21 protein-coding genes are annotated in these 21,073 nt (G+C 64.6%); 16 read left to right on the forward strand and 5 right to left on the reverse strand.

The window, feature by feature from the left end; genetic code table 11:
- Positions 1-300: 300 nt before the first annotated feature.
- From AC3CCE_RS30795 to AC3CCE_RS30815, 5 genes are all read left to right on the forward strand, one after another.
- Positions 301-1,356 (forward strand): LacI family DNA-binding transcriptional regulator, encoded by a 1,056-nt coding sequence (locus AC3CCE_RS30795; protein ID WP_352626828.1) that lies wholly within the window; start codon positions 301-303, stop codon positions 1,354-1,356.
- A 69-nt stretch (positions 1,357-1,425) separates the two neighbouring features.
- Positions 1,426-2,664: an ABC transporter substrate-binding protein gene (locus AC3CCE_RS30800; RefSeq protein WP_023715223.1), complete on the forward strand. Its 1,239-nt coding sequence runs from the start codon at positions 1,426-1,428 to the stop codon at positions 2,662-2,664.
- Positions 2,665-2,995: 331 nt separating this feature from the next.
- Positions 2,996-3,916 (forward strand): carbohydrate ABC transporter permease, encoded by a 921-nt coding sequence (locus AC3CCE_RS30805; protein ID WP_023682952.1) that lies wholly within the window; start codon positions 2,996-2,998, stop codon positions 3,914-3,916.
- Entirely contained in the window at positions 3,916-4,773 is an 858-nt protein-coding gene (locus AC3CCE_RS30810; protein WP_352626830.1) for a carbohydrate ABC transporter permease, read from the forward strand. Before AC3CCE_RS30805 ends, AC3CCE_RS30810 begins: the two co-directional genes overlap by 1 nt.
- 38 nt (positions 4,774-4,811) lie before the next feature.
- Positions 4,812-6,779 (forward strand): glycoside hydrolase family 127 protein, encoded by a 1,968-nt coding sequence (locus AC3CCE_RS30815; protein WP_352626832.1) that lies wholly within the window; start codon positions 4,812-4,814, stop codon positions 6,777-6,779.
- A 1-nt stretch (position 6,780) separates the two neighbouring features.
- Here the strand turns inward: AC3CCE_RS30815 and AC3CCE_RS30820 are convergent, their stop codons facing one another.
- From AC3CCE_RS30820 to efp, 3 genes are all read right to left on the reverse strand, one after another.
- Positions 6,781-7,581 carry an endonuclease/exonuclease/phosphatase family protein gene (locus tag AC3CCE_RS30820; protein ID WP_023671569.1) on the reverse strand — a complete coding sequence of 267 codons (801 nt, stop codon included), beginning with the start codon at positions 7,579-7,581 and terminating at the stop codon, positions 6,781-6,783.
- Between the two features lie 26 nt (positions 7,582-7,607).
- Complete coding sequence (locus tag AC3CCE_RS30825; RefSeq protein ID WP_352626835.1) at positions 7,608-9,068, reverse strand: phospholipase D-like domain-containing protein; 1,461 nt, start codon at positions 9,066-9,068, stop codon at positions 7,608-7,610.
- Between the two features lie 71 nt (positions 9,069-9,139).
- Positions 9,140-9,709: an elongation factor P gene (gene efp / locus AC3CCE_RS30830; protein ID WP_023682947.1), complete on the reverse strand. Its 570-nt coding sequence runs from the start codon at positions 9,707-9,709 to the stop codon at positions 9,140-9,142.
- 129 nt (positions 9,710-9,838) lie between these two features.
- Between efp and epmA the strand changes: the two genes are divergently transcribed.
- From epmA to AC3CCE_RS30870, 8 genes are all read left to right on the forward strand, one after another.
- Complete coding sequence (gene epmA / locus AC3CCE_RS30835) at positions 9,839-10,885, forward strand: EF-P lysine aminoacylase EpmA (RefSeq protein ID WP_023700603.1); 1,047 nt, start codon at positions 9,839-9,841, stop codon at positions 10,883-10,885.
- 198 nt (positions 10,886-11,083) lie between these two features.
- Positions 11,084-12,427, forward strand: a complete 1,344-nt coding sequence (locus tag AC3CCE_RS30840; RefSeq protein WP_031247166.1) for a TldD/PmbA family protein — start codon at positions 11,084-11,086, stop codon at positions 12,425-12,427.
- On the forward strand, positions 12,414-13,220 hold the full coding sequence (locus tag AC3CCE_RS30845) for a 3'(2'),5'-bisphosphate nucleotidase CysQ (RefSeq protein ID WP_488377239.1): 807 nt from the start codon (positions 12,414-12,416) through the stop codon (positions 13,218-13,220). Before AC3CCE_RS30840 ends, AC3CCE_RS30845 begins: the two co-directional genes overlap by 14 nt.
- Positions 13,221-13,288: 68 nt before the next feature.
- Positions 13,289-13,534 carry a DUF4170 domain-containing protein gene (locus AC3CCE_RS30850; protein ID WP_023682943.1) on the forward strand — a complete coding sequence of 82 codons (246 nt, stop codon included), beginning with the start codon at positions 13,289-13,291 and terminating at the stop codon, positions 13,532-13,534.
- Between the two features lie 5 nt (positions 13,535-13,539).
- Positions 13,540-14,328 (forward strand): lysophospholipid acyltransferase family protein, encoded by a 789-nt coding sequence (locus tag AC3CCE_RS30855; protein ID WP_023682942.1) that lies wholly within the window; start codon positions 13,540-13,542, stop codon positions 14,326-14,328.
- The gene (waaA, locus tag AC3CCE_RS30860) at positions 14,325-15,641 is read left to right on the forward strand and encodes a lipid IV(A) 3-deoxy-D-manno-octulosonic acid transferase (RefSeq protein WP_023689593.1); all 1,317 of its coding nucleotides are present in this window, start codon (positions 14,325-14,327) and stop codon (positions 15,639-15,641) included. Before AC3CCE_RS30855 ends, waaA begins: the two co-directional genes overlap by 4 nt.
- Entirely contained in the window at positions 15,642-16,670 is a 1,029-nt protein-coding gene (gene lpxK / locus AC3CCE_RS30865; RefSeq protein WP_023742950.1) for a tetraacyldisaccharide 4'-kinase, read from the forward strand.
- A gap of 89 nt (positions 16,671-16,759) precedes the next feature.
- The gene (locus tag AC3CCE_RS30870) at positions 16,760-17,242 is read left to right on the forward strand and encodes a hypothetical protein (protein WP_155922435.1); all 483 of its coding nucleotides are present in this window, start codon (positions 16,760-16,762) and stop codon (positions 17,240-17,242) included.
- A 60-nt stretch (positions 17,243-17,302) separates the two neighbouring features.
- On the opposite strand, the gene AC3CCE_RS30875 is transcribed toward AC3CCE_RS30870, so the two are convergent.
- On the reverse strand, positions 17,303-17,536 hold the full coding sequence (locus AC3CCE_RS30875; RefSeq protein ID WP_352626841.1) for a DUF2093 domain-containing protein: 234 nt from the start codon (positions 17,534-17,536) through the stop codon (positions 17,303-17,305).
- A gap of 113 nt (positions 17,537-17,649) precedes the next feature.
- On the opposite strand from AC3CCE_RS30875, the gene AC3CCE_RS30880 reads away from it, so the two are divergent.
- Positions 17,650-18,255, forward strand: a complete 606-nt coding sequence (locus AC3CCE_RS30880; protein ID WP_352510784.1) for a hypothetical protein — start codon at positions 17,650-17,652, stop codon at positions 18,253-18,255.
- Positions 18,256-18,272: 17 nt separating this feature from the next.
- Here the strand turns inward: AC3CCE_RS30880 and AC3CCE_RS30885 are convergent, their stop codons facing one another.
- Positions 18,273-19,178: a LysR substrate-binding domain-containing protein gene (locus AC3CCE_RS30885; RefSeq protein ID WP_352514946.1), complete on the reverse strand. Its 906-nt coding sequence runs from the start codon at positions 19,176-19,178 to the stop codon at positions 18,273-18,275.
- A 113-nt stretch (positions 19,179-19,291) separates the two neighbouring features.
- Between AC3CCE_RS30885 and AC3CCE_RS30890 the strand changes: the two genes are divergently transcribed.
- Together AC3CCE_RS30890 and AC3CCE_RS30895 are read left to right on the forward strand one after the other, a co-directional pair.
- Entirely contained in the window at positions 19,292-20,185 is an 894-nt protein-coding gene (locus tag AC3CCE_RS30890; protein WP_352514942.1) for a DMT family transporter, read from the forward strand.
- An 80-nt stretch (positions 20,186-20,265) separates the two neighbouring features.
- Positions 20,266-20,964: a hypothetical protein gene (locus AC3CCE_RS30895; RefSeq protein ID WP_352626844.1), complete on the forward strand. Its 699-nt coding sequence runs from the start codon at positions 20,266-20,268 to the stop codon at positions 20,962-20,964.
- Positions 20,965-21,073 lie beyond the last annotated feature (109 nt).

Consider the following 21,073-nt stretch of genomic DNA (forward strand, 5'->3'; position numbering starts at 1 on the left):
CCGTGCTTCTGGGCGAAACATCATAACCGGAGCATCGCGGCGCGTAGAAGAGGAGCCGTCCACAAGGCGACATCAGAATATTTGCTCGTCAATGACCGCCTCTGGTGCAAAGCGGCTATCACGATCAACCGGATCGTGTCGCATCCCGCTATACCCTCTTGCCATCCCCAAATTCTCATCCTAGTCTCGTCTGAGAAAACGTTTTCCCAAACTCGCAGCATCCGCCACCCACCCACATCAACACGCCAGAGACCCACAAAGAGAAAACCTTTTCCCAGCCCGAGGACTTACACCCCAACAATGGCCTCCGACACGCCATCACCCGCCAAACAACCCGTCACCCTGCGTGAAGTCGCGGCGATGGCTGGTGTCAGTGTGGCCACGGCCTCGAAGGCGCTGAACGGGCAGGGGCGGATGACCGCCGAGACGCGGCAGCGCATTCGCGAGACGGCGCAGCGGCTCGGCTTTCGCCCCAACAGCCTGGCGCAGAGCCTGCTGCGGCGTCGCTCCTTTACCGTCGGGCTGTTGACCAACGACACCTATGGCCGCTTTTCGCTGCCCGTCATGTCGGGCATTTCCGACGCGCTGGTCGATGCCGGCGTGTCGGTGTTCATGTGCAATGTCGAGGACGATCCGCGGCTGGCGCAGTTGCATGTCGAGGCGATGCTGGACAAGCGCATCGACGGCATAATCGCCAGCGGCAAGCGCATCGACCGCCATTTGCCGGTCGACCTCGCCAATCTCGGCGTGCCCGTCATCTACGCCTTCAGCCAGCCCGATCCCGATGCCATCGCCTTCGTCTCCGACGATGCCGGCGGGGCGCGGCTGGCGGTCGAGCATCTTTGCCGGCTCGGGCGGCGGCGCATCGCCCATGTCAGCGGTCCCGCCAGTTTTGCCGTGGTGAATGAGCGGGCGCAGGCTTTTCGCGATGTGCTGGCCGCGCACGGCCTGCCGGTGAGCGAGCCCTTGCTCGGCTCGTGGTCGGAAGCCTGGGGGCATGAAGCCGTCGGAAAGCTGTTCGACGGCCCAACGCTCTTCAACAAGAAGGGGGAGAAACCCGATGCCGTGTTCTGCGGCAACGACCAGATCGCGCGCGGCGTCATCGATGCGCTGCGCGAGCGCGGCTTAGGCGTGCCTGGCGATGTCGGCGTCATCGGCTTCGACAATTGGGAGATCGTGGCCGAGGCAACCCGCCCGCCGCTGACCTCGGTCGACATGAACCTGGCAGCGCTCGGCCGCGAGGCCGGCCTCACTCTGCTTTCGCTCGTCGGCGGCCAACCCGCCGCGCCGGGCATTCGAAAACTGCCGTGCCGGCTGGTGGTGCGTCAGTCATGCGGCCGTCCGCCGGGCGGCTAGGAGAACGCGCGGCGCGATCTGGGAGAGCGCCGCAACAGGGAGGAGGAGAAAACCATGAGGAGGAAAACCATGAAGACCATGATTACCGGGTTCGCGCTCGCCGCGAGCATCATTGCCTTGCCTGCGATGGCCGCCGATACCGCCAACATCTGGGTGCGCGCCGACGGCTCGAACTTCATGCCGCGCATCGTCGATGCCTTCAACAAGGGCCATGAGAACCAGGTCAAGCTGGACATCATTCCCAATGCCGAGATCATCCCGAAATATGGCGCCGCCGCCGCCGGCGGCACGGCGCCCGACGCGCTGTCGCTCGACCTGATCTACACGCCATCCTTTGCCGCCGCCGGCCAGCTCGAAGACATCACCGACTGGGCGAAATCGCTGCCCTATTTCGCCAGCCTGTCGCCGGCGCATGTCAAGACCGGCACCTACAAGGACCACATTTACGGGCTGCCGTTCTCGGCCGACGCCTCGGTGCTGATCTGGAACAAGAAGCTGTTCAAGCAGGCGGGGCTCGATCCCGACAAGGGGCCGGCCAACTGGGCCGAGATCGAGGCCGATGCCGAAAAGGTCAACGCGCTCGGCGGCGACATCAAGGGCTTCTACTTCTCCGGCAATTGCGGCGGCTGCAATATCTTCACGTTCACGCCGCTGATCTGGGCCTCGGGCGGCGACATCCTCTCCGAGGACGGCTCGAAGGCGACGCTGGACAGCCCGCAGCTGCGCGGCGCCATCGACCTCTACCGCTCGATGGTCAAGAAGGATCTGGTGCCGGCCGGCGCGCAGACCGACACCGGCGCCAACTTCTTTGCCGCCTTCGCCACCGGCAATATAGGCATTTCGCCGTCCGGCGCCTTCGCCATCGGCGCGCTCAACACGCAGTATCCGGATATCGACTATGGCGTCACCTTCCTGCCGGGCAAGGACAGCGGCTGGTCTTCGTTTGCCGGCGGCGACAATTTCGTCGTCACCAAGGGCACCAAGAAGCTCGCCGTGGTGAAGGAGTTTCTCGACTTCGCCTATTCGCTCGAAGGCCAGACCATCCTGGCCAAATACGGCAGCCTGCCGGTGCGCGGCGACATCGCCAAGGAGGCGCTGAAAGATCTCGATCCGCGCTACCAGATCGCCGCCGAAGCCATGGCCAAGGGCCGCACGCCCTATTCCGTGGTGTTCAACGACCTGATCAACTCGGCCAACGGTCCGTGGACGCAGATGATCAACGAGGTCGTCTTCGGCGACGACGTCGATGGCGCCATCGCCAATGCACAAGAGACCATGCAGTCGATCATCGACCAGGCGCAGAAATAAGGACTGGCCGGCGGCGAGGGCGGTGCAACGCCCTTGCCGTCGCGGGTCCTGATCCGGCCGCCCGGTCCGTCTCCCTGGACGGGCGGCCGGCGCTCCTTACCCTCCCCCTTGTGGGGAGGGTCGCTGCGAAGCAGCGGGGTGGGGGAGGTGTGTCCCACCGCCCTACGAGATCCAACGGAAGAGCAGGCATGACCCCTGGCATTCGCAATCATGGCACCGACGCCCTACCTCCCCCTTGCGGCGAGGTCGGACCGCAGGTTCGGGTGGGGGGCCGGCGCCGCACCCCCACCCCGCTGCTGCGCAGCGACCCTCCCCACAAGGGGGAGGGTAAATGACCATCACCACCACCACCCCGCCACGCGCCAGAAAACTCGTCGGCGCCGGCCGCCGGCAGTGGATCGGCCTGCTCTATGTCGCGCCGGCCGTGGCGCTGGTCGTCGTCTTCTTCATCATTCCCCTCGGCATGACCGCCTGGATGTCGCTGCACAACTGGCCGCTGATGGGCGAGCATTTTTATATCGGCTTCGACAATTACCGGGCGATCCTGCGCGACAACCGTTTTTGGAACGCGCTGAGCTTCACCGCCTACTACACCGTGATCGTCACCATCGTGATCTTCGCCGTCGCCTTTCCGCTGGCGCTGTTCATCGAAAAGCCCAGGCGGCTGACCGGCTTTTACCGGACATCCTTCTTCATGCCGGCGGTCGTCGGTTTCGCTTCTGCCAGCCTGCTCTGGTCGTGGCTGCTCAATGTCGATTCCGGCCTGTTCAGCCCGGCCGCCTACGATTTCGGCCTGACGGCGAAAAAGTTCAACCTTCTGGCGACCTTCCAGCCGGCCTTCTGGTCGATCATCGCCATGGTCGTCTGGAAGGTGGCGGGCTTCACCATGATCATCCTGATGACCGGCCTGCAGTCGATCCCGACCGATCTGCAGGAAGCCGCGATGATCGACGGGGCAGGGCCGTTCGCGCGCTTTCGCGCCATCACCCTGCCGCTGATGCGACGCACGCTGGCGCTGGCGCTGATCCTGTCGATCGCCGGTTCGATCCTGGCCTTCGACCAGTTCTACATCATCCTGCGCGGCGGCCCGCGCAACCAGACGCTGACCGCCGTCTACTGGATTTTCAACCAGTCCTTCGTCTCGTTCAAGCTCGGCTATGGCGCGGCGCTGTCGATGATCCTGCTGGCCATATTGGTGGCGCTCAGCCTGGTTCAGCTGTGGCTGCTGCGCAAGCCGGAGGGCATCGACTGATGGCGCAGGCAAGAAGCCGCAGCAGCCGCCGCTGGCTCAGGATCGCCGAGCATTCGACCGGCATGATCGCCTCAGTGCTGTTCATCGCGCCGATCGTCTGGGCCGTGCTGTCGACCTTCAAGCCGGCGCAGGAGGCGCGCCAGCCGCCGCTGCCGCCATGGCCGACGACCGGCTTCTCGGTCGAGAACTACCGCACGCTCGACACCTTTGGCGACGGCCTCTGGCTGCCGGCGCAAAACAGCCTCTATGTCGCCTCGATGACGGTGATCCTGTCGGTGATCGTCAGCGTGCTGGCCGGCTACGGCTTTTCGCGCTTCCGCTTTCCGATGAAGGATGTGCTCTTCATTGTCATCCTGTCGACGATCATGATCCCGTTCCAGTCGATCCTGACGCCGATCTTCCTGGTGCTGACCAAGGTCGGCCTGCACAACACGCTGACCGGCCTGGTCCTGGTCTACGTCACGCTGCAGCTGCCGTTCTCGATCTTCATGATGCGCAACGCCTTCGACGCGGTGCCGCGCGAGATCGAGGAGGCCGCGCGCATGGACGGCGCCAACAACGTCACCATGCTCTTGAAGGTGATGCTGCCTTTGGTCTGGCCCGGCATCGTCACCATCGCGCTGTTCGCCTTCCTCGGCGCCTGGAACGAATTCCTGGCCGCACTCGTGCTGATGACCGACCAGTCCAAATTCACGCTGCCGATCATGATGACCGCACTTCAGTCCGGCCGCTTCGGCGCCATCGACTGGGGCGCCGTGCAGGCGGGCGTCACCGTGATGATGGTGCCGTGCCTGGTGCTCTTCCTGCTGCTGCAGCGCTTCTACATCCGCGGCCTGATGGCCGGCGCGGTGAAATGACCCGCCGTGAAATGACCAATATCCAACGGAGTGACACGATGACCGTCCAACCAACCGCCAAGCCCGGCAAACTCGCCTTCCGCCCGCTGCCGGTGCCGCAGGTCGATGTCCGCGGCTTCTGGGGCGACCGTGTCGATGCCGTGGCGTCGCGCACCGCCGACATCCTCTACGAGCGCTGCGCCGAGGCGCGCATGCTGGAGCAGATCGACCCGGACCGGCCCTCGCCGGGCGTCGTCATTCCGTTCCATTCGCCGTCGCCCGACGAGGCTGCCAGCCCCGGCTTCACCGGCTCGACGGTGACCACGCAGATGTTCTGGGACTCCGATTGGGGCAAGACCATCGAGACCGCGGCCTATTCGCTCTACCGGCGCAAGAACGCGGCACTCGAGAAGAAGATCGATGCCGTCATCGACCTCTACGGCAGACTGCAGCAGGAAGACGGTTATCTCTCCAGCTGGTACCAGCGCATCCAGCCCGGCAAGCGCTGGACCAATCTGCGCGATTGCCACGAGCTCTATTGCGCCGGCCATCTGATCGAAGGCGCGGTCGCCTACTACCAGGCCACCGGCAAGCGCAAGCTGCTGGATATCATGTGCCGCTATGTCGACCATATCGCCGACACCTTCGGTCCGGAGCCGGGCAAGAAGAAGGGCTATTGCGGCCATGAGGAGATCGAGCTGGCGCTGGTCAAGCTGGCGCGGGCGACCGGCGAGCAGAAATACATGGACCTGGCCAGGTATTTCATCGACCAGCGCGGGCAACAGCCGCATTATTTCGACGAGGAGGCGCGTGCGCGCGGCGCCGATCCGAAGGCCTATCATTTCAAGACTTATGAGTACAACCAGTCGCACAAGCCGGTGCGCGAGCAGGACAAGGTCGTCGGCCATGCGGTCAGGGCGATGTACCTCTATTCCGGCATGGCCGACATCGCCACCGAATATGGCGACGACACGCTCAGGGTAGCGCTCGACCGTCTGTGGAACGATCTCACCACCAAAAACCTCTATATCACCGGCGGCCTCGGGCCATCGGCGCACAATGAGGGCTTTACCAGCGACTACGACCTGCCCAACGAAACCGCCTATGCCGAGACCTGTGCCTCGGTCGGCCTGGTGTTCTGGGCCAGCCGCATGCTCGGCATGGGTCCCAACGCCCGCTACGCCGACATGATGGAGCGGGCGCTCTACAACGGCTCGATCTCCGGCCTGTCGCTCGACGGCTCGCTGTTCTTCTACGAGAACCCGTTGGAGAGCCGGGGCAGGCACAATCGCTGGAAATGGCATCGCTGCCCCTGTTGCCCGCCGAATATCGGCCGCATGGTCGCCTCCATCGGCAGCTATTTCTACAGCCTGTCGGACGACGCGCTGGCCGTTCATCTCTACGGCGACAGCACCGCGCGCTTCGACATATCGAACCGGGCGGTCAGTCTGATTCAGACCAGCAATTATCCCTGGGATGGCGCGGTCTCGATCCGGATCGAAGCCGACGCTCCGGTGGAATTCACCTTGCACCTGCGCGTCCCGTCCTGGTGCGGCAAGGCGGCGCTCAAGATCAACGGCGCCGCGGTCGATCTGGACGGCATCACCAGCGACGGCTATGCCGCGATCCGGCGCGAGTGGCGCCAGGGCGACCGGGTCGAACTCGATCTCGAAATGTCGATCGCCCGTCTGTTCGCCAATCCGGAGGTGCGTCAGGACATCGGCCGCGTCGCACTTGCGCGCGGTCCGCTGATCTATTGCGTCGAGGAGACCGACAATGCCGGCCAGTTGCATCGGATCGCTCTGCCGCGAACGGCAACAATCGAGGCGCATGCCGAGCCGAACCTGCTCGGCGGCATCGTCACGCTTTCGGCACTTGCCAGCAAGGAAGCCCAGGAAAACTGGGAAACCGGGCTCTATCGCACCGATCCGCCGGCGGTGAGCGAAACGAAAATCACCGCCGTCCCGTACTTTGCCTGGGACAACCGTGAACCCGGTGAGATGCTGGTCTGGCTGCGGGACGGATGAGTTACAGGCTGACGAACGCCGTCAGCGGCAAATGATCCGACGCAACCCGCGACAGCGGCGTGTCATGGGCTTCCACCGACGAGACCATGCCGTGCCGGTTGGCCATGATCCGGTCGAGCGCCAGCACCGGCAGGCCTGAGGGGAAAGTCGGCACCGCCGCCGGCGTGAAACCAAAGGTGGCGTGCAGCGTCTTGAGCGCCGAGCGGTTGCCCAGCCGCCATTCGTTGAGGTCGCCGAGCAGCAAGGTCGGCCTTTCATCCTGGTTGCTCATGATGTCGAGCACGACGCGGGCCTGCTCCGAACGCGAGCGGCGCAACAGGCCGAGATGCGCGGCGATGACGCGCAGAGTGCGCGTTTCGTCGAGGTCGATCTCGGCAACCAGCGCGCCGCGGGGCTCCAGTCCCGGAAGCTTGATCTGATGGACGTCGCGCACGGTGCCGCGCTTGAACAAAAGCACATTGCCGCGCCAGCCATGGCCCTTGCCGCTTCCGGAAACCGGCACCGGCACAAGCCCGGTTTCGTGTTCGATCCGGGCAAGATCGAGCAGCCCGGCGCGATCGCCGAAGCGGTTGTCGGCCTCCTGCAGCGCGATGACGTCGGGGCCGATCTCGCGGATGACGCGGGCGGTCCGTTCGGGGTCGAACCTGCGGTCGGTGCCGATGCATTTGTGGACGTTGTAGGAGGCGACCACCATCTGGGCGCCTTCAATGTGCTTGCGCGGCGTCGCGTTCGCCTTGCGCGCTTTCCTGCCGCGGATCGACAGGAGCACTGTTTCAGGAAGGCTGCGTCCGTTTATGTCCATAGGCCTGCGTTCAATCTGTCCTGATTCTAAAGATAGGGCGATCCCAGCCATAACAACCGGTCAAAGACCCGGATGACAAATGGCCGCGCTCTTAGGGTTGCGAGTGTGACGGGTTTGGCGGAAGCGATTGCCGCTCCGATGCGCCCCTCGATCTCGGCGGCAAAGCCGGTATCCAGCACCTCCAGGTCGATTTCGAAATTCAGCCGCAGCGACCGGGCGTCGAGGTTGGAGGAGCCGACATAGGCCCAGACGCCATCGACCGACAACAGCTTCGAATGGTCGAACGACCCCTCATGCCGCCAGACGCGGCAATAGTGCTTCAGCACCTGGTCGTACTGCGCCGTCATGGCGCGGCCGACCAGGAAGAGATTGTTGACCGCGGGCACGACGATGTCGATCTCGACGCCGCGCCGGGCCGCCGTGACCAGCGCGCTGACAAATTCCCGGTCCGGCAGGAAATAGGGCGACATGATGCGGATCGATTTGCGGGCGACGGAAAATGCCCCCGTCAGCAATTTATGGTTGGTTTCGATGCTGGCGTCCGGCCCCGACGCCACCGCCCGCACCAGGATCGGCTGACCGGGAGGCGGCGAGGGCTTTGCCACGTGCCAGACCTCGTCCTTGAGGGCCTCGTTGCCGGCAAAACGCCAGTCCTCGGCGGCAACCGCGAACAGGTCGGCCACGACCGGCCCCGTGACCTGGAAATGCGTATCCGCCGAGCTGGCAGTGCCAGCGAATTCAGCCGAGAACCCCTTGCGGATGTTCATGCCTCCGGTGAATGCCACCGCGCCGTCGACGATCAGGATTTTCCTGTGCGTCCTCAAATTCGCATAGGGAAGTCTCAGGCCCATGACGATGTTGCCGTTGAACAGATCGACGGTGACGCCGGCTTCCCGGAGTGTCCCAAGAATGCTGGGCACGGAATAGCGCACGCCCACCGCATCGATCAGCACGCGAACCGTCACACCGCGCCGGACCGCTCCGGCCAGCGATCCGACAAAACGTCGTCCGATCTCGTCATTGTCGAAGATGTAGGTCTCGAGCAGAATGCTGCGCTGTGCACTGTCTATCGCCCGGCACATTGCTGCGTAAGCTTCGTCGCCGGTCCTGAGGATCGTGATCGCGTTTGCCGACGTCAGTGCGCGCCGCGCCACCCTGTCGCCTAGCGTCTTCAGGCCGGCAAAGCGCTGGCCGAATTCGGCTGAAATGAGTGCTTCGAGCGCAATGTCGTGGTCGTGTTTGGCTGTCTCGGCTTCACCGGCGACGGGCCGCATGGCGCTGATGGTGGCGCGGCGGATGCGGTTGATGCCGGCAATGGCATAGATGATCGCGCCAAGGAACGGCGACAAGATCATCACGCCGACCCAGCCGGTGGCGGCGCGCACGTCTTCCTTGGTCATGATCGCGTGGACGATGCCGATGGCGGCCATCAGCATCGGAATGATCACAAGGATCAGAGGCCAGTAGGTCACAAAGGTCTGCCACATCGGCAGGACTATCGAGCCAGCGGCCGCAGAAGGCAATGCAACGGATCAACCAGGACGGAGGCGCTCGCGCCTCAGTCCTTCGCCCGCTCCACATAAGCGCCATCGGCCGTCATCACCACCACGCGGGTGCCCGGCGCGATGTGCGGCGGCACCAGCGTGCGCACGCCGTTGGAAAGCACGGCCGGCTTGTAGGACGAGGACGCCGTCTGGCCTTTGGTCGTCGGCTCCGTCTCGACCACTTCGAAAGTAGCGCGCTGCGGCAGCACCAGGGCTATGGCGATGCCGTTGAACTGCGAGATCTGCACCGCCATGCCTTCGAGCAGGTAGGGCGCCATGTCGCCGACCACGCTTTCCGGCACCGCGACCTGGTCGTAGCTTTCCGGGTTCATGAAGTGATACCCCTCGGCGTCGGCGTAGAGGAAGGTGTGCTCGCGCTCCTCGACATAGGCGCGCTCGACCTGCTCGGTGGTGCGGTAGCGCTCCGAAACCTTCACCCCGTCGGAGATGCGGCGCATGTCGAGCTGGGTGACCGGCGTACCCTTGCCAGGGTGGATGTTTTCGGCAAAGAGGATGACGTAAAGCTTGCCGTCCTTGTCGACGACATTGCCTTTACGGAGCGAACTGGCGATGACCTTCACCACGGTTTTCAATCCTAGACTTCGTTGGCCTGAAACGATCGTTCGGCGCAAATCGGCTGCGAGAGCCGTCGCCGTAGCGCATCTTGGCCCGAACCGCCAGCCCTGTCAGCAATTCCGTTGCCCTGCAAACCCATGACTGGCGCTTCGCCCTGGTGGACGCCGGATGTTCACGCCGACCGCCGGCCGCGGCTGATGGCCCGCAACGCCATAGCTGCCGCAATGCGCGGCTGGTTTGGCGAGCGCGACTTCATCGAGGTCGAGACGGCGGCGTTGCAGATTTCGCCCGGCAACGAGGCGCATCTCTCAGCCTTCGCCACCGAGGCGATCGGCGCCGACGGCGCGCGCCGGCCGCTTTATCTCCACACCTCGCCGGAGTTCGCCTGCAAGAAGCTGCTGGCCGCCGGTGAGCGGCGCATCTTCAGCCTGGGCGCCGTCTGGCGCAACCGCGAGCGCGGCCCCTTGCACCATCCCGAATTCACCATGCTCGAATGGTATCGGGTCGGCGAAACCTATGACAGCCTGATGGCCGATTGCGCCGAACTGCTGAAGCTGGCAGCCGAGCGGGCCGGCGCCAAAACCTTCCGCTTTCGCGGCCGCGAGGCCGATCCGTTTGCCGAGCCGGAACGCGTGAGCGTGGCGGAAGCTTTTGCGCGTTACGCCGGCATCGATCTTCTTGCCACCGTTTCTGCCGATGGCGGCACAGACCGCGCCGCACTTCATGATGCTCTGGTCAAGGCCGGCCTGCGCACGGCCGACGATGACAACTGGGCCGATTTGTTCAGCCGCGTGATGGTCGAGAAGGTCGAACCGATGCTGGGGCAGGGACGGGCCACAATCCTCTATGGCTATCCGATCTCCGAGGCCGCCTTGGCCCGGCCGAGTGCGGAGGACCAACGCGTGGCCGAGCGCTTCGAGCTCTATTGCTGCGGCGTCGAGCTCGCCAATGCTTTTGGCGAACTGACCGATCCGGCCGAGCAGCGCCGGCGCTTTGCCGCCGAGATGGACGAGAAGGAGCGCGTCTATGGCGAGCGCTATCCGCTGGATGAGGATTTTCTCGCCGCCCTCGCCATCATGCCGCAAGCCAGCGGCTCGGCGCTTGGCTTCGACCGGCTGGTGATGCTGGCAACGGGCGCGACGAGGATCGATGACGTGATCTGGACGCCGGTCGCCACTCCTTGACGGAAATCGGCCTCGGTTAAACTCACAAACCGGTCAAGCCGCGCGTCTGTGGCGCCGCCGCGGATGGGCTTTGCGGGCCGCTTGGGCGCTATGCCGCAGCGGGACAATTGCCCGTGCGCCATTGCACAAGCCGCATTGGGACAATAGATGGTGCAGCAGCCGCTACCGCCCGGCGCGGCTTCAGCCAGGACCACGCGCATGACCGATACATCAGAGGCAGCGAAATTGACCGACCGCGTCGCGGCACTGGTCGAGGCTGCCAAGCGGGCCGGCGCCGACGCCGCCGACGCGGTTGCCGTGCGCGGCCGCTCGATCGGCGTGTCGGTGCGGCTGGGAAAGGTCGAGAACACCGAAGCGTCCGAGGGCGACGATGTCTCGCTGCGCGTCTTCGTCGGCAACCGGGTGGCGAGCGTCTCGGCGACGGCGGCATCGGACCCCAAGGCGCTGGCTGAGCGCGCCGTGGCCATGGCCAAAGTCTCGCCCGAGGACCCTTATCAGGGTCTCGCCGATCCGGCTTTGCTGGTCGGCAAGGTGCGCGACCTCGATCTGTTCGACGCCACCGAGGTTTCGGCCGATCAGTTGAAGGAAGCGGCCCTTGCCGCCGAGGAAGCGGCCCTTGCAGTCAAGGGCGTCACCAATTCGGCCGGCAGCGGCGCCAGCGCCGGTCTTGGCGGGCTGGTGCTGGCCACGTCGAACGGCTTCGTCGGCCACTATGTCGCATCGCGCTTTTCGCGTTCGGCCAGCGTTATTGCGGGCGAAGGCACCGGCATGGAGCGCGACTACGAATACTCCTCGAACCAGCATTTTTCCGATCTCGACGCGCCGGAGCTGATCGGCCGCAAGGCCGGCGAGCGCGCCGTGCGCCGCCTCGGCGCCCGCAAGGCGGCGACCGGTCCGGTCAACGTTGTGTTCGATCCGCGCGTCGCGCGCGGCATTGCCGGCCATCTCGCCGGCGCCATCAACGGCGCTTCGGTGGCGCGCAAGACCAGTTTCTTGCGCGAGATGATGGGCAAGCAGGTTGCGTCGGCTGCCATCACCGTCACCGACGAGCCGCTACGGCGTCGCGGCCAGGCCTCGCGCCCGTTCGACGGCGAAGGCGTCGAGGGCGAAAAGCTGTTGATGGTCGAGAACGGCGTGCTGAAGCACTGGTTCCTGTCGACGTCCGCCGCGCGGGAATTGGGGCTGACCACCAACGGACGCGGCGCGCGCAGCGGCTCGTCGGTATCGCCGTCTTCGACCAATCTCGCCATCGAGCCGGGCGACAGGACGCCGGAAGACCTGATCAGGTCGCTGAAATCCGGCTTTTATGTCGCCGAAGTGTTCGGCCAGGGCGTCGACATGGTGACGGGCGAATACAGCCGTGGCGCATCCGGCTTCTGGATCGACAATGGTGAGCTTGCCTATCCGGTGGCCGAGGTGACCATCGCCTCCAATTTGAAGACGATGTTCCTCAACATGGTGCCGGCGAGCGATCTTGACCGCGATTTCGGCACCGCCGCACCGACGCTGCTGATCGAAGGAATGACCCTTGCCGGAGCGTGACCCGGTCATATCGGCCGGGGCCTCGGACAACCTCGATCTGCTGCGCGACGCCGCCCGCGAGGCGGGCGCGATCGCCATGCGCTATTTCGGCAAGAACCCGCAAGTGTGGATGAAGGGCGGCACCTCGCCGGTCAGCGAAGCCGACCACGCGGCGGACGCCTATCTGCGCGAGACCCTGCTTGCGGCGCGGCCGGACTATGGCTGGCTATCAGAGGAAACGACTGACGATCCGGCGCGGCTTCTGGCGCGGCGCACCTTTGTCGTCGACCCCATAGACGGCACCCGCGGCTTCCTCGAAGGTCTGCGCTCGTGGTGCGTCAGCGTCGCGGTGGTCGAGAACGGCCGCACGCTCACCGGTGTGCTCGAATGTCCGGCCAAGGGCGAAACCTATTGGGCGTTGCCTGGCCATGGAGCTTTCTGCAACGGCAAGCCGATTGCCGTGCGCGGCCTGGGTAAGACGGTCGAGATCGGCGGGCTGAAGCAGTTGATCGACCTGATGCCGCCGCAATGGCAGGGCCGGGTGCGGCGGGCGGCGCACATCCCCTCGCTCGCCTACCGGCTGGCGATGGTCGCCAACGGCACGCTCGACGCAACCTTGGTCAAGCCCAACGCGCATGACTGGGATATCGCCGCCGCCGATCTCATCTTGCGCGAGGCTGGCGGCGCCGTGCTCGACGGCCATGGCCGCGCGCCGCTTTATGCCGGGGAGATCATCCGTCACGGCGCGCTGGTCGCCGGCAGCGGGCAGTTGCTGACCGTGCTTGCCGGCGTCATTGCCGATACGGAAGCGTGATCGAAGGTTCCAAAGTCGGCAGCTTTGGGCTAGACCTGTCGCAAACTCACAATATGTGAAGGACCGAAATGGCCGCGGAAGACGGAAAGAAACAGCTTTTGCACCTGGTGTTCGGCGGCGAGCTGAAGAAGCTGGGAGGCACCGAGTTCCGCGATCTCGACGCGCTCGACATCGTTGGCGTTTATCCGGACTATCAAACCGCGCACACCGCGTGGAAGGCCAAGGCGCAAGCCAGCGTGGACAATGCCCATATGCGCTATTTCGTCGTCCATCTGCACCGGCTGCTCGACCCTGAAAGCAAGGCCGCCGGTTGACAGCGATGGAGCATGAAGCGGTGAAAGGGCAGCCCACCGGCGCCGCGGTCCGAAGAAGACGCGGCGGCAGTTCGAAGACATTCTGGCGCAAGATCCGCGAGCCGTTGGCGCAGTCGCGAATCGTCAAGAGCATGATCGTCAGCCTGCTCGCCCAGTTCGTCCGCCTGGTGCGCCTGACCAACCGCGTGGTCGAAGGCTCGGCTAAATTTTCAGGCGGCGACTACGCCGAATTCGAACCCGGCATCATCGCGCTCTGGCATGGCCAGCATCTGCTGACCCCAGCCTATTATCCCAAGGGACGGCCGCTGGTCGCCATGGTCTCGCGCAGCGCCGACGCCGAACTCAACGCGCTGATGATCGAAAAATTCGGCATCGAGGCGGTGCGCGGCTCCGGCGGGCGTGAAAGCACGAAGCATCTCGACAAGGGCGGCGCCAAGGCGCTCATCGCCCTGAAAAAGTCACTCGTCGCCGGCAAGAACGTCGCCATGATCGCCGACATTCCCCACGGCACGCCGCGCGACGCGGGGCTTGGTATCGTTCTGCTGGCACGCCTTTCCGGCCGGCCGATCATGCCTGCCGCCATCGCCACCAGCCGCCGCAAGGTGCTGGAAAGGAGCTGGGACAAGACCACCATCAACCTGCCGTTCGGCCGCTCCTCGATCGTCATCGGAACGCCGGTTTTCGTGCCGGCCAATGCCGACGAGGCCGAGATGGAGCGCAAGCGCCAGGAAGTCACGGCCGCGCTCAATGCCGCAACCGCCGAGGCCTATCGGCTCGTGGACGGCAGGCCATGAGCGTCGGCTGGGCGCGCGCCTTCCTGGCGGCCTACCGCCTTGCCGGTGCAGCCGCCTATCCGCTGATGGGTCCCTATGTCGCCTGGCGCACATCGCAGGGCAAGGAAGACCGCAGCCGCAGCCGTGAGCGCTACGGCGTTGCCGGGCGGCCGCGCCCCGAAGGGCCGGTGATCTGGATCCATGCGGCAAGCGTCGGCGAGACCCTTGCGGTCGTGCCGCTGGTGCAAAGCATCCTCGACTACGGTGTCAACATCGTGCTGACGACGGGAACAGTGACCTCGGCGCAGGTTGCCGACGAACGGCTGGGCGACCGCATCATCCACCAATATGTTCCGCTCGACCTCAAGCCGGCCGTCAGCCGCTTTCTCGATCACTGGCGGCCGGACCTGGCTATCATCGCCGAATCCGAGATATGGCCGATGACGATCCTCGAGCTCGGCGCCCGCCACGTGCCGCAGGTGCTGGTCAACGGCCGGCTCTCCGACCGTTCGTTCAAATCCTGGAAGAAGCGCGCCAACATCGCCGAGGCGCTGTTCGAGAACCTTGCACATGTCGTTGCCCAGTCGGATGTCGACGGCGAACGGTTTCGCGCGCTTGGCGCCCGGCCGGTCACCGTGTCCGGCAACCTCAAGGTCGACACCTTGCCGCCGCCCGTCGACGAACGGGCGCTGGCGACGCTGAAGCGCCAGATCGCCGGCCGCCCGACCTGGGCGGCAATTTCGACCCATGACGGCGAGGAGGTGGTCGCGGCGGAAGTCCACGCCACGCTCTACAAGCGCCACCATGGCCTGCTGACGATCATCGTCCCGCGCCATCCCGACCGCGCCGAAGCGCTGGCCGCACAGATTTCCGGCATGGGCCTGAAGCTGGCGCGGCGCAGCAAGGGCGACCGGATCACCGCCGACAGCGATATCCTGCTCGGCGATACGATCGGCGAGATGGGGCTTTATCTCCGGCTGACGGAAATCGCCTTTGTCGGCCGCTCGCTGACCTCGGAAGGCGGCCAGAATCCGCTGGAGCCGGCCATGCTCGACACCGCTGTGCTGGCCGGCCGCAACGTCCAGAATTTTCGCGAGGCCTATCAGCGCCTGCTCGACAGCGGCGGCGCCAAGCTGGTGCGCGACCGCGACATGCTGGCCGGCGCCGTCAATTTCCTGCTGAGCAATGAAGTTGCGCGCCACGAGATGATGGCGGCCGGTGCCGCCACAGTCGACCAGATGCGCGGTGCGCTGGCGCACACGCTGAAGTCGCTCGAGCCTTATATCCAGCCATTGATCGTCAAGTCGCGCCTGAAGGGCGCCGACGGGCGATAGGTGGCGTCGGAAGCACCACCTTTCTGGTGGGAAGCGCCGGACTGGCGGGTCTTTGCGCTGTCGCCGCTATCAGCCGTCTATGGCATCGTCGCCGGCCGCCGCATGCATCGGGCGGTACGTGAAAAGATCGACGCGCCAGTGCTTTGCGTCGGCAACTTCACCGTCGGCGGCAGCGGCAAGACGCCGGTCGCCATCGCGCTGGCCAAGCAGGCCAGGCGCATGCAGCTCAATCCCGGATTCCTGTCGCGCGGCCATGGCGGCTCGTTTGCGCAGCCGCATGTCGTCGATGCCAGTCACGACGCCGCCAAGCATGTCGGCGACGAGCCGCTGCTTCTGGCCGAGCATGCGCCGGTTGCGGTAAGCCCGAACCGCGCCGCCGGCGCCAAGCTGCTCATGGAAGCCCATGGCTGCGATTTCCTGATCATGGATGACGGTTTTCAGAGCGCGCGCATCCATATTGATTATGCGCTGGTCGTCGTCGACGCCCGCTACGGCATCGGCAATGGCCGCGTCATTCCGGGTGGGCCGCTGCGCGCCAACGTCGTCGACCAACTGGTGTTCACCGATGGGCTGTTGAAGATGGGCGAGGGCACCGCCGCCGACCAGGTCGTGCGCCAGGCGGCGCGCGCCGGCCGGCCGATCTTCGAGGCGCATGCTGAACCGGGCGGCAAGGAGCGGTTCGCCGGCCGGCGGTTCCTCGCCTTTGCCGGCATCGGCCATCCCGAAAAATTCTTCGAGACGCTGCGCGGCACGGGCGCGGAAGTGGCGCTGAGCCGGTCGTTTCCGGACCATCATTTTTATGCCCCCGACGAACTCGCCGAACTGGCGGCAACCGCGCGCCGTGAGGGACTGGGCCTCGTGACCACCGCCAAGGACGCAGCCCGGCTGCGCCATGGCGCAGCCTCGGCTGAATTCCTTGGTCAACTCGACGTGCTGGAGATAGACGCCACGTTCGAGCTCGACAATGTGCCGGAGCGGATCATCGATGAGACGCTGGATGCCTGGAGACAGCGCCGGCTGCGAGGGTAGGGCGCTCCCGCGTTGACACAGGATATTTCTCGCCGCTTATCACAATTATAAGTCAGACCGGCTTCAGCGCGGGGGGTGGAATGGTTAGGTTGCGGGCACTCTTTGTGGGCTTTGTTCTTGTGGCGATGGCGAACCCATCTTCGGCGCAGGCACCCACCGCGACCGACAGCGAATTTCTGGTCTCGGTCACCGAAGCGGACGGTGCTACCCACGTTCGGCCCTCAAACATTGTACCGCTTATCCCCGATAGCGCCTGCTTTGAATGGCGCGTACGTCTGGCGCAAGGCGACAGACTGGTATCGGTCACCGAGGTGTTCGCGCTTCCCGCGGAGCCCAGGCAGTGGGGTGGTATCGACGGAAACGAATACAGCTTGAGCAAGCTATCGGGCGATCGAAGGGTCTCCGAGACCACCATGTTCTACAAACCGCAGGACGGATGGATCTCGCATGGGTGGTGCATGGCCGAGGGTGATCCGATCGGGCCGTATTCCATCAAAGTGCTTGTCGGAGATCGGCTTGTTCATAAATTCGACTTTTCGGTCGAAAACGCGCCGGCATCCTCAAAGCCATAGTCCTGCAGGCGTTCCAGGAAAATCAGATCGACGGTGAGCCTTGCTTTCCGGTGTGCCGATCTAGCCCCGGCTGCGCAGGTCCGGATGCGTTTCGATCTCGCGGCGCAGCGAGGCGGCGGCGCTGACATAGGGCTCCTGCCTGGCGACGCTCCAATATTTGAGCTCGTCCAGCGGAATGCTCTCACCGGTCACAGCGCAGCGCACGAATGCGCCGGGGCTGATGACCTGGAAGTCGCCGTCGAGATAGCGGATCCGGGCTTCCTTGCCGCCAGGGCCTTCGAAGCGGTTCATCATGGGGTGGTGCCAGAGTTCATGCTGATTTCATCGCCATAAATTGCCGGCAAGGTCAAGCTTGACGCAATGCTGAGGCGCTATTGTCGGCTCCAAACCATTCTTATGGGCCCGGCATGGACATTTCATCCGCCCGCCTGACTGCGCTGCTGCGCGAGGCCATGATATTGGCAGCGGTGCCGTCGGCGAAGGCCGATCCGGCGAAAGCAGCACTTATAAAGGCGCTGGTGCAGCCGCCGACGCCATCCGGCGCGCCTTTGCAGCCGGCAGCGGCGCCGGCGCTGCAGGCGCTGTTGTCCGCAGCCACCGCAAAGGGGCAGCAGACGGGTTCTGCCGAGGTCCTGCAAGCCTATCTGGCCCTTGCTGAACCTGGCGTCGAGGCGCCCGACGTTTCCGGGCCAATAGCGGCTGCGATAGGCAAGGCGACGCCAGCCAACGACGATGCACAGCGCGGTCTGCCGCTGCCGTCGGCCAAGGCCGAAGATGGCGCTGCCGCAAAGCCCGCAGGACTGCCCTGGTTTGCGCTTCTCGCACCCGTGGTTTCGCCGCAGCGCCGCGCTGCCACCACCGATATGCCAATGAAGCGGGAGCAGGCGACGTCTGGGCCGAATGATGCGGCCCAGCCGCAAGGCCGACGGCAGACGCGTGTCGGTCTGATGGCGCTGGCAACCGGGTTTCTGGCCGTCGCCATTGTCGGGCTAGCCCTGCTGGTGCTTCGCTGAGCACCGAACGATCGCCGCTATCGCTCGGCTTCGAGGAATGCTTCCATCTTGTCCATCGCCAGCCCCGCCTCGACAGCGATACGGCGTGAAAGTTCGGCGGCAGCCGTGCGTGGCCGCCCCAGCGGCCGGTCGAGCCAGTACGACACCGGGTTCAGCGCCGTGCGCTCGTCAACGGCGACGATGCGGCCTGCCTCCAACTGGTGTCCGGTCAGCGGTGGCCGCGCCAGCGCGATGCCGAGCCCGTAAGCTGCGGCGTCGAGCACCAGATTGTAGTCCTCGAAGCGGCGATCCTGCGGGCGCGGGCGGTAGTCCATCCCTTGCGCGGCAAACCAGGCACGCCACCCCGAAGCGTCGGAATCGTTGATCAGCGGAAATTTGAGCAGCCGGGCCGGGTCGCCGCGACCGATCTCGTGGGCAAGGCCGGGCGCGGCGACGGGAAAGACATGTTCCTCGAACAGCTTCACCGAGATGCGGCCCGGAATGCCGCCGCGGCCGCAGCGGACCGACAGGTCGATGCCTTCATCGGCAAGGTCGGCCTGGCGGATGTCGACGTCGAGGACGATGCGCAGCTTGGTGGGATTGTTCTCCAGCGCCGCCATGCGTGGCATCAGCCACAGCCCGCTGACGGAGGGTATCGAGGTCAGCCGCACCACGGCGGTTCCGCGCGGCTCGACCCAGCGGTCGGAATGGCTGGAGATCAGCGCAAAGGCTTCCGCCGTGCGCAGATGCAGGCGGTTGCCCTCGATGGTCAGCGAGACGCCGCGCGCGCCGCGGTCGAACACTTTCAGGCCCAGCCAGTCTTCCAGCTTGGCGATCTGCCGGCTGACGGCGCCGTGGGTGATGTTGAGCTTCTCGGCCGCGGCCGAAAAGCTCCCCGTTCGCGCCGCCGCATCGAAGGCGCGCAGGGTCTCGAGCGGCACCATTGTGTCTGAGCTGTGATCCACAGTCACAGGTGATCCTCGATTTGATCGTTTGTCAACCGCGCCGAAAAGGCGCTTTCTGCCTTTCAACACTCTGGGAACCCGAGGACAGGCAGATGAGCGCAACGACCAGCACGTCGAATCCGACACAGCGGATGGACACCACGGCGGCCATCGCCGTGGCGTTGACGGTGGTCGGCTGGGCCTCGGCCTTTCCGGCGATCCGTGCCGGCCTCGCCGCTTTCGGGCCGCTGGAACTCGGTGCGCTGCGCTTTGCCATTGCCGCGGTGCCGGCGGCGATCTTTCTTGCCGTCAAGCGCCCGGCGCTGCCGAGGCTCGACGAAGTGTGGCGCCTGGTCTTTGGCGGCGCCATCTTCGTCGCGCTCTACACTGTCATGCTCAATTTCGGCGAACTGACCGTGTCGGCGGGTGCCGCCGGTTTCATCATCAATGTCAGCCCGATCTTCACCGCCATCATGGCAATGGCATTGCTGGGCGAGCGCTTCTCAAGCTGGGCCTGGTTTGGCACGGCGATTTCTTTCGCCGGCATCGGCATCATCGCCGTGGCCGACGGCAATGGCTTGAGTTTCGACACCGGCGCGCTGCTGGTTCTTGGCTCCGCGCTGTGCTCGGCCATCAACACGATCGTCCAGAAGCCGCTCTTTGCCCGCCATCACCCGCTGACCATTTCGGCCTCCAACATGATCCTTGGCGCGCTTTGCCTGGCACCCTTTCTGCCAAGCGGCTTTGCGCAGGCCGCGGCCGCCAACACGGCCGGTATCGGCGCCGTGATCTTTCTTGGCATCGTGCCCAGCCTGATCGCCTATGCCGCATGGGCAACCGCACTGTCGCGCCTCCCGGCAGCGCGCGCGTCGAACTTCCTCTATCTGGTCTCGCCCATGTCGGCCCTGATCGGCTTCTTCTGGCTGGGCGAAGTGCCGACGCTACTTGGTATCCTCGGCGGCGCCCTGGCGCTGGGCGGCGTGATCGTGGTGAATTTAAAGCGTTAAAACAAATGATTTGAGCTGTTTTCGGACTCAAACCGAGAACCGCTTCCATCAGAATGCAGACACCCAGAGGAAGGACAGCTATGGTACGCTGCCTTCACTGGGGGACGGAATGGGAAGACTGTTCATATCGGCAATTTTTTTGCGTTTTGCTGCTGACCGGGAAAGCCGCCGCGGGCTGGTATCAGGTCGAAAACTACGAAGGCTCCATCGGACCTAACCCCGTCCACCTATCGCTGCAGAGATATGACAGTTTCGGCAGCGGGATTACCGTCGAGGGGAGCTATTTCCACGACGCGAAGCAAAGCCCGATAGCGGTGTACGGCAAGATCAGTGGCACCAGCGTCTTCCTTTGCGAGATTGCGGACGACAGGGAGTTCGACCGGGTGCTGGTCATGGGATCGAAAACGCCCGTTGGCACCACCGGATGTCCGTTTTCTCTCGACCTTGGCGAAAGCGGCGCAACAGGGACTTGGAGCAAGGGCTCGGACAAGTTCCCGATCACGCTGAAGAAGGTCGCAAACCTCGACGATACCGGTGAGGCGAAGGTTGACGGCACCGTCGAGATTCCCTTCTGGGCGCAGACAGCAACCCACAGATTTGCCGGGGTCTACGAGAAAGCGGGCTTTCTCGTCTGCATGAATAAGCTGCGGGTCATCGATAAGAAGAAAAAGAAGGTCGTTCAGGCAATCGCTTTCGATGACGACGATTGCGATGCCGGCATGCTGATGACTCCCATCTACATGAATGTTCAAAACAGGTTGGGAGAAGCTTCGAGATAATCTCCGTGAATTTTCGCGGCGGTAGCGCCGGTTACTCAAGGGATTACGTTTTCTCTCATAGGTTCAAGGATTATCGCCTGTTGGTGAATTGAGCGTGTGGCCTGACCTG

It is taken from the genome of Mesorhizobium sp. P160187, from assembly GCF_057766425.1.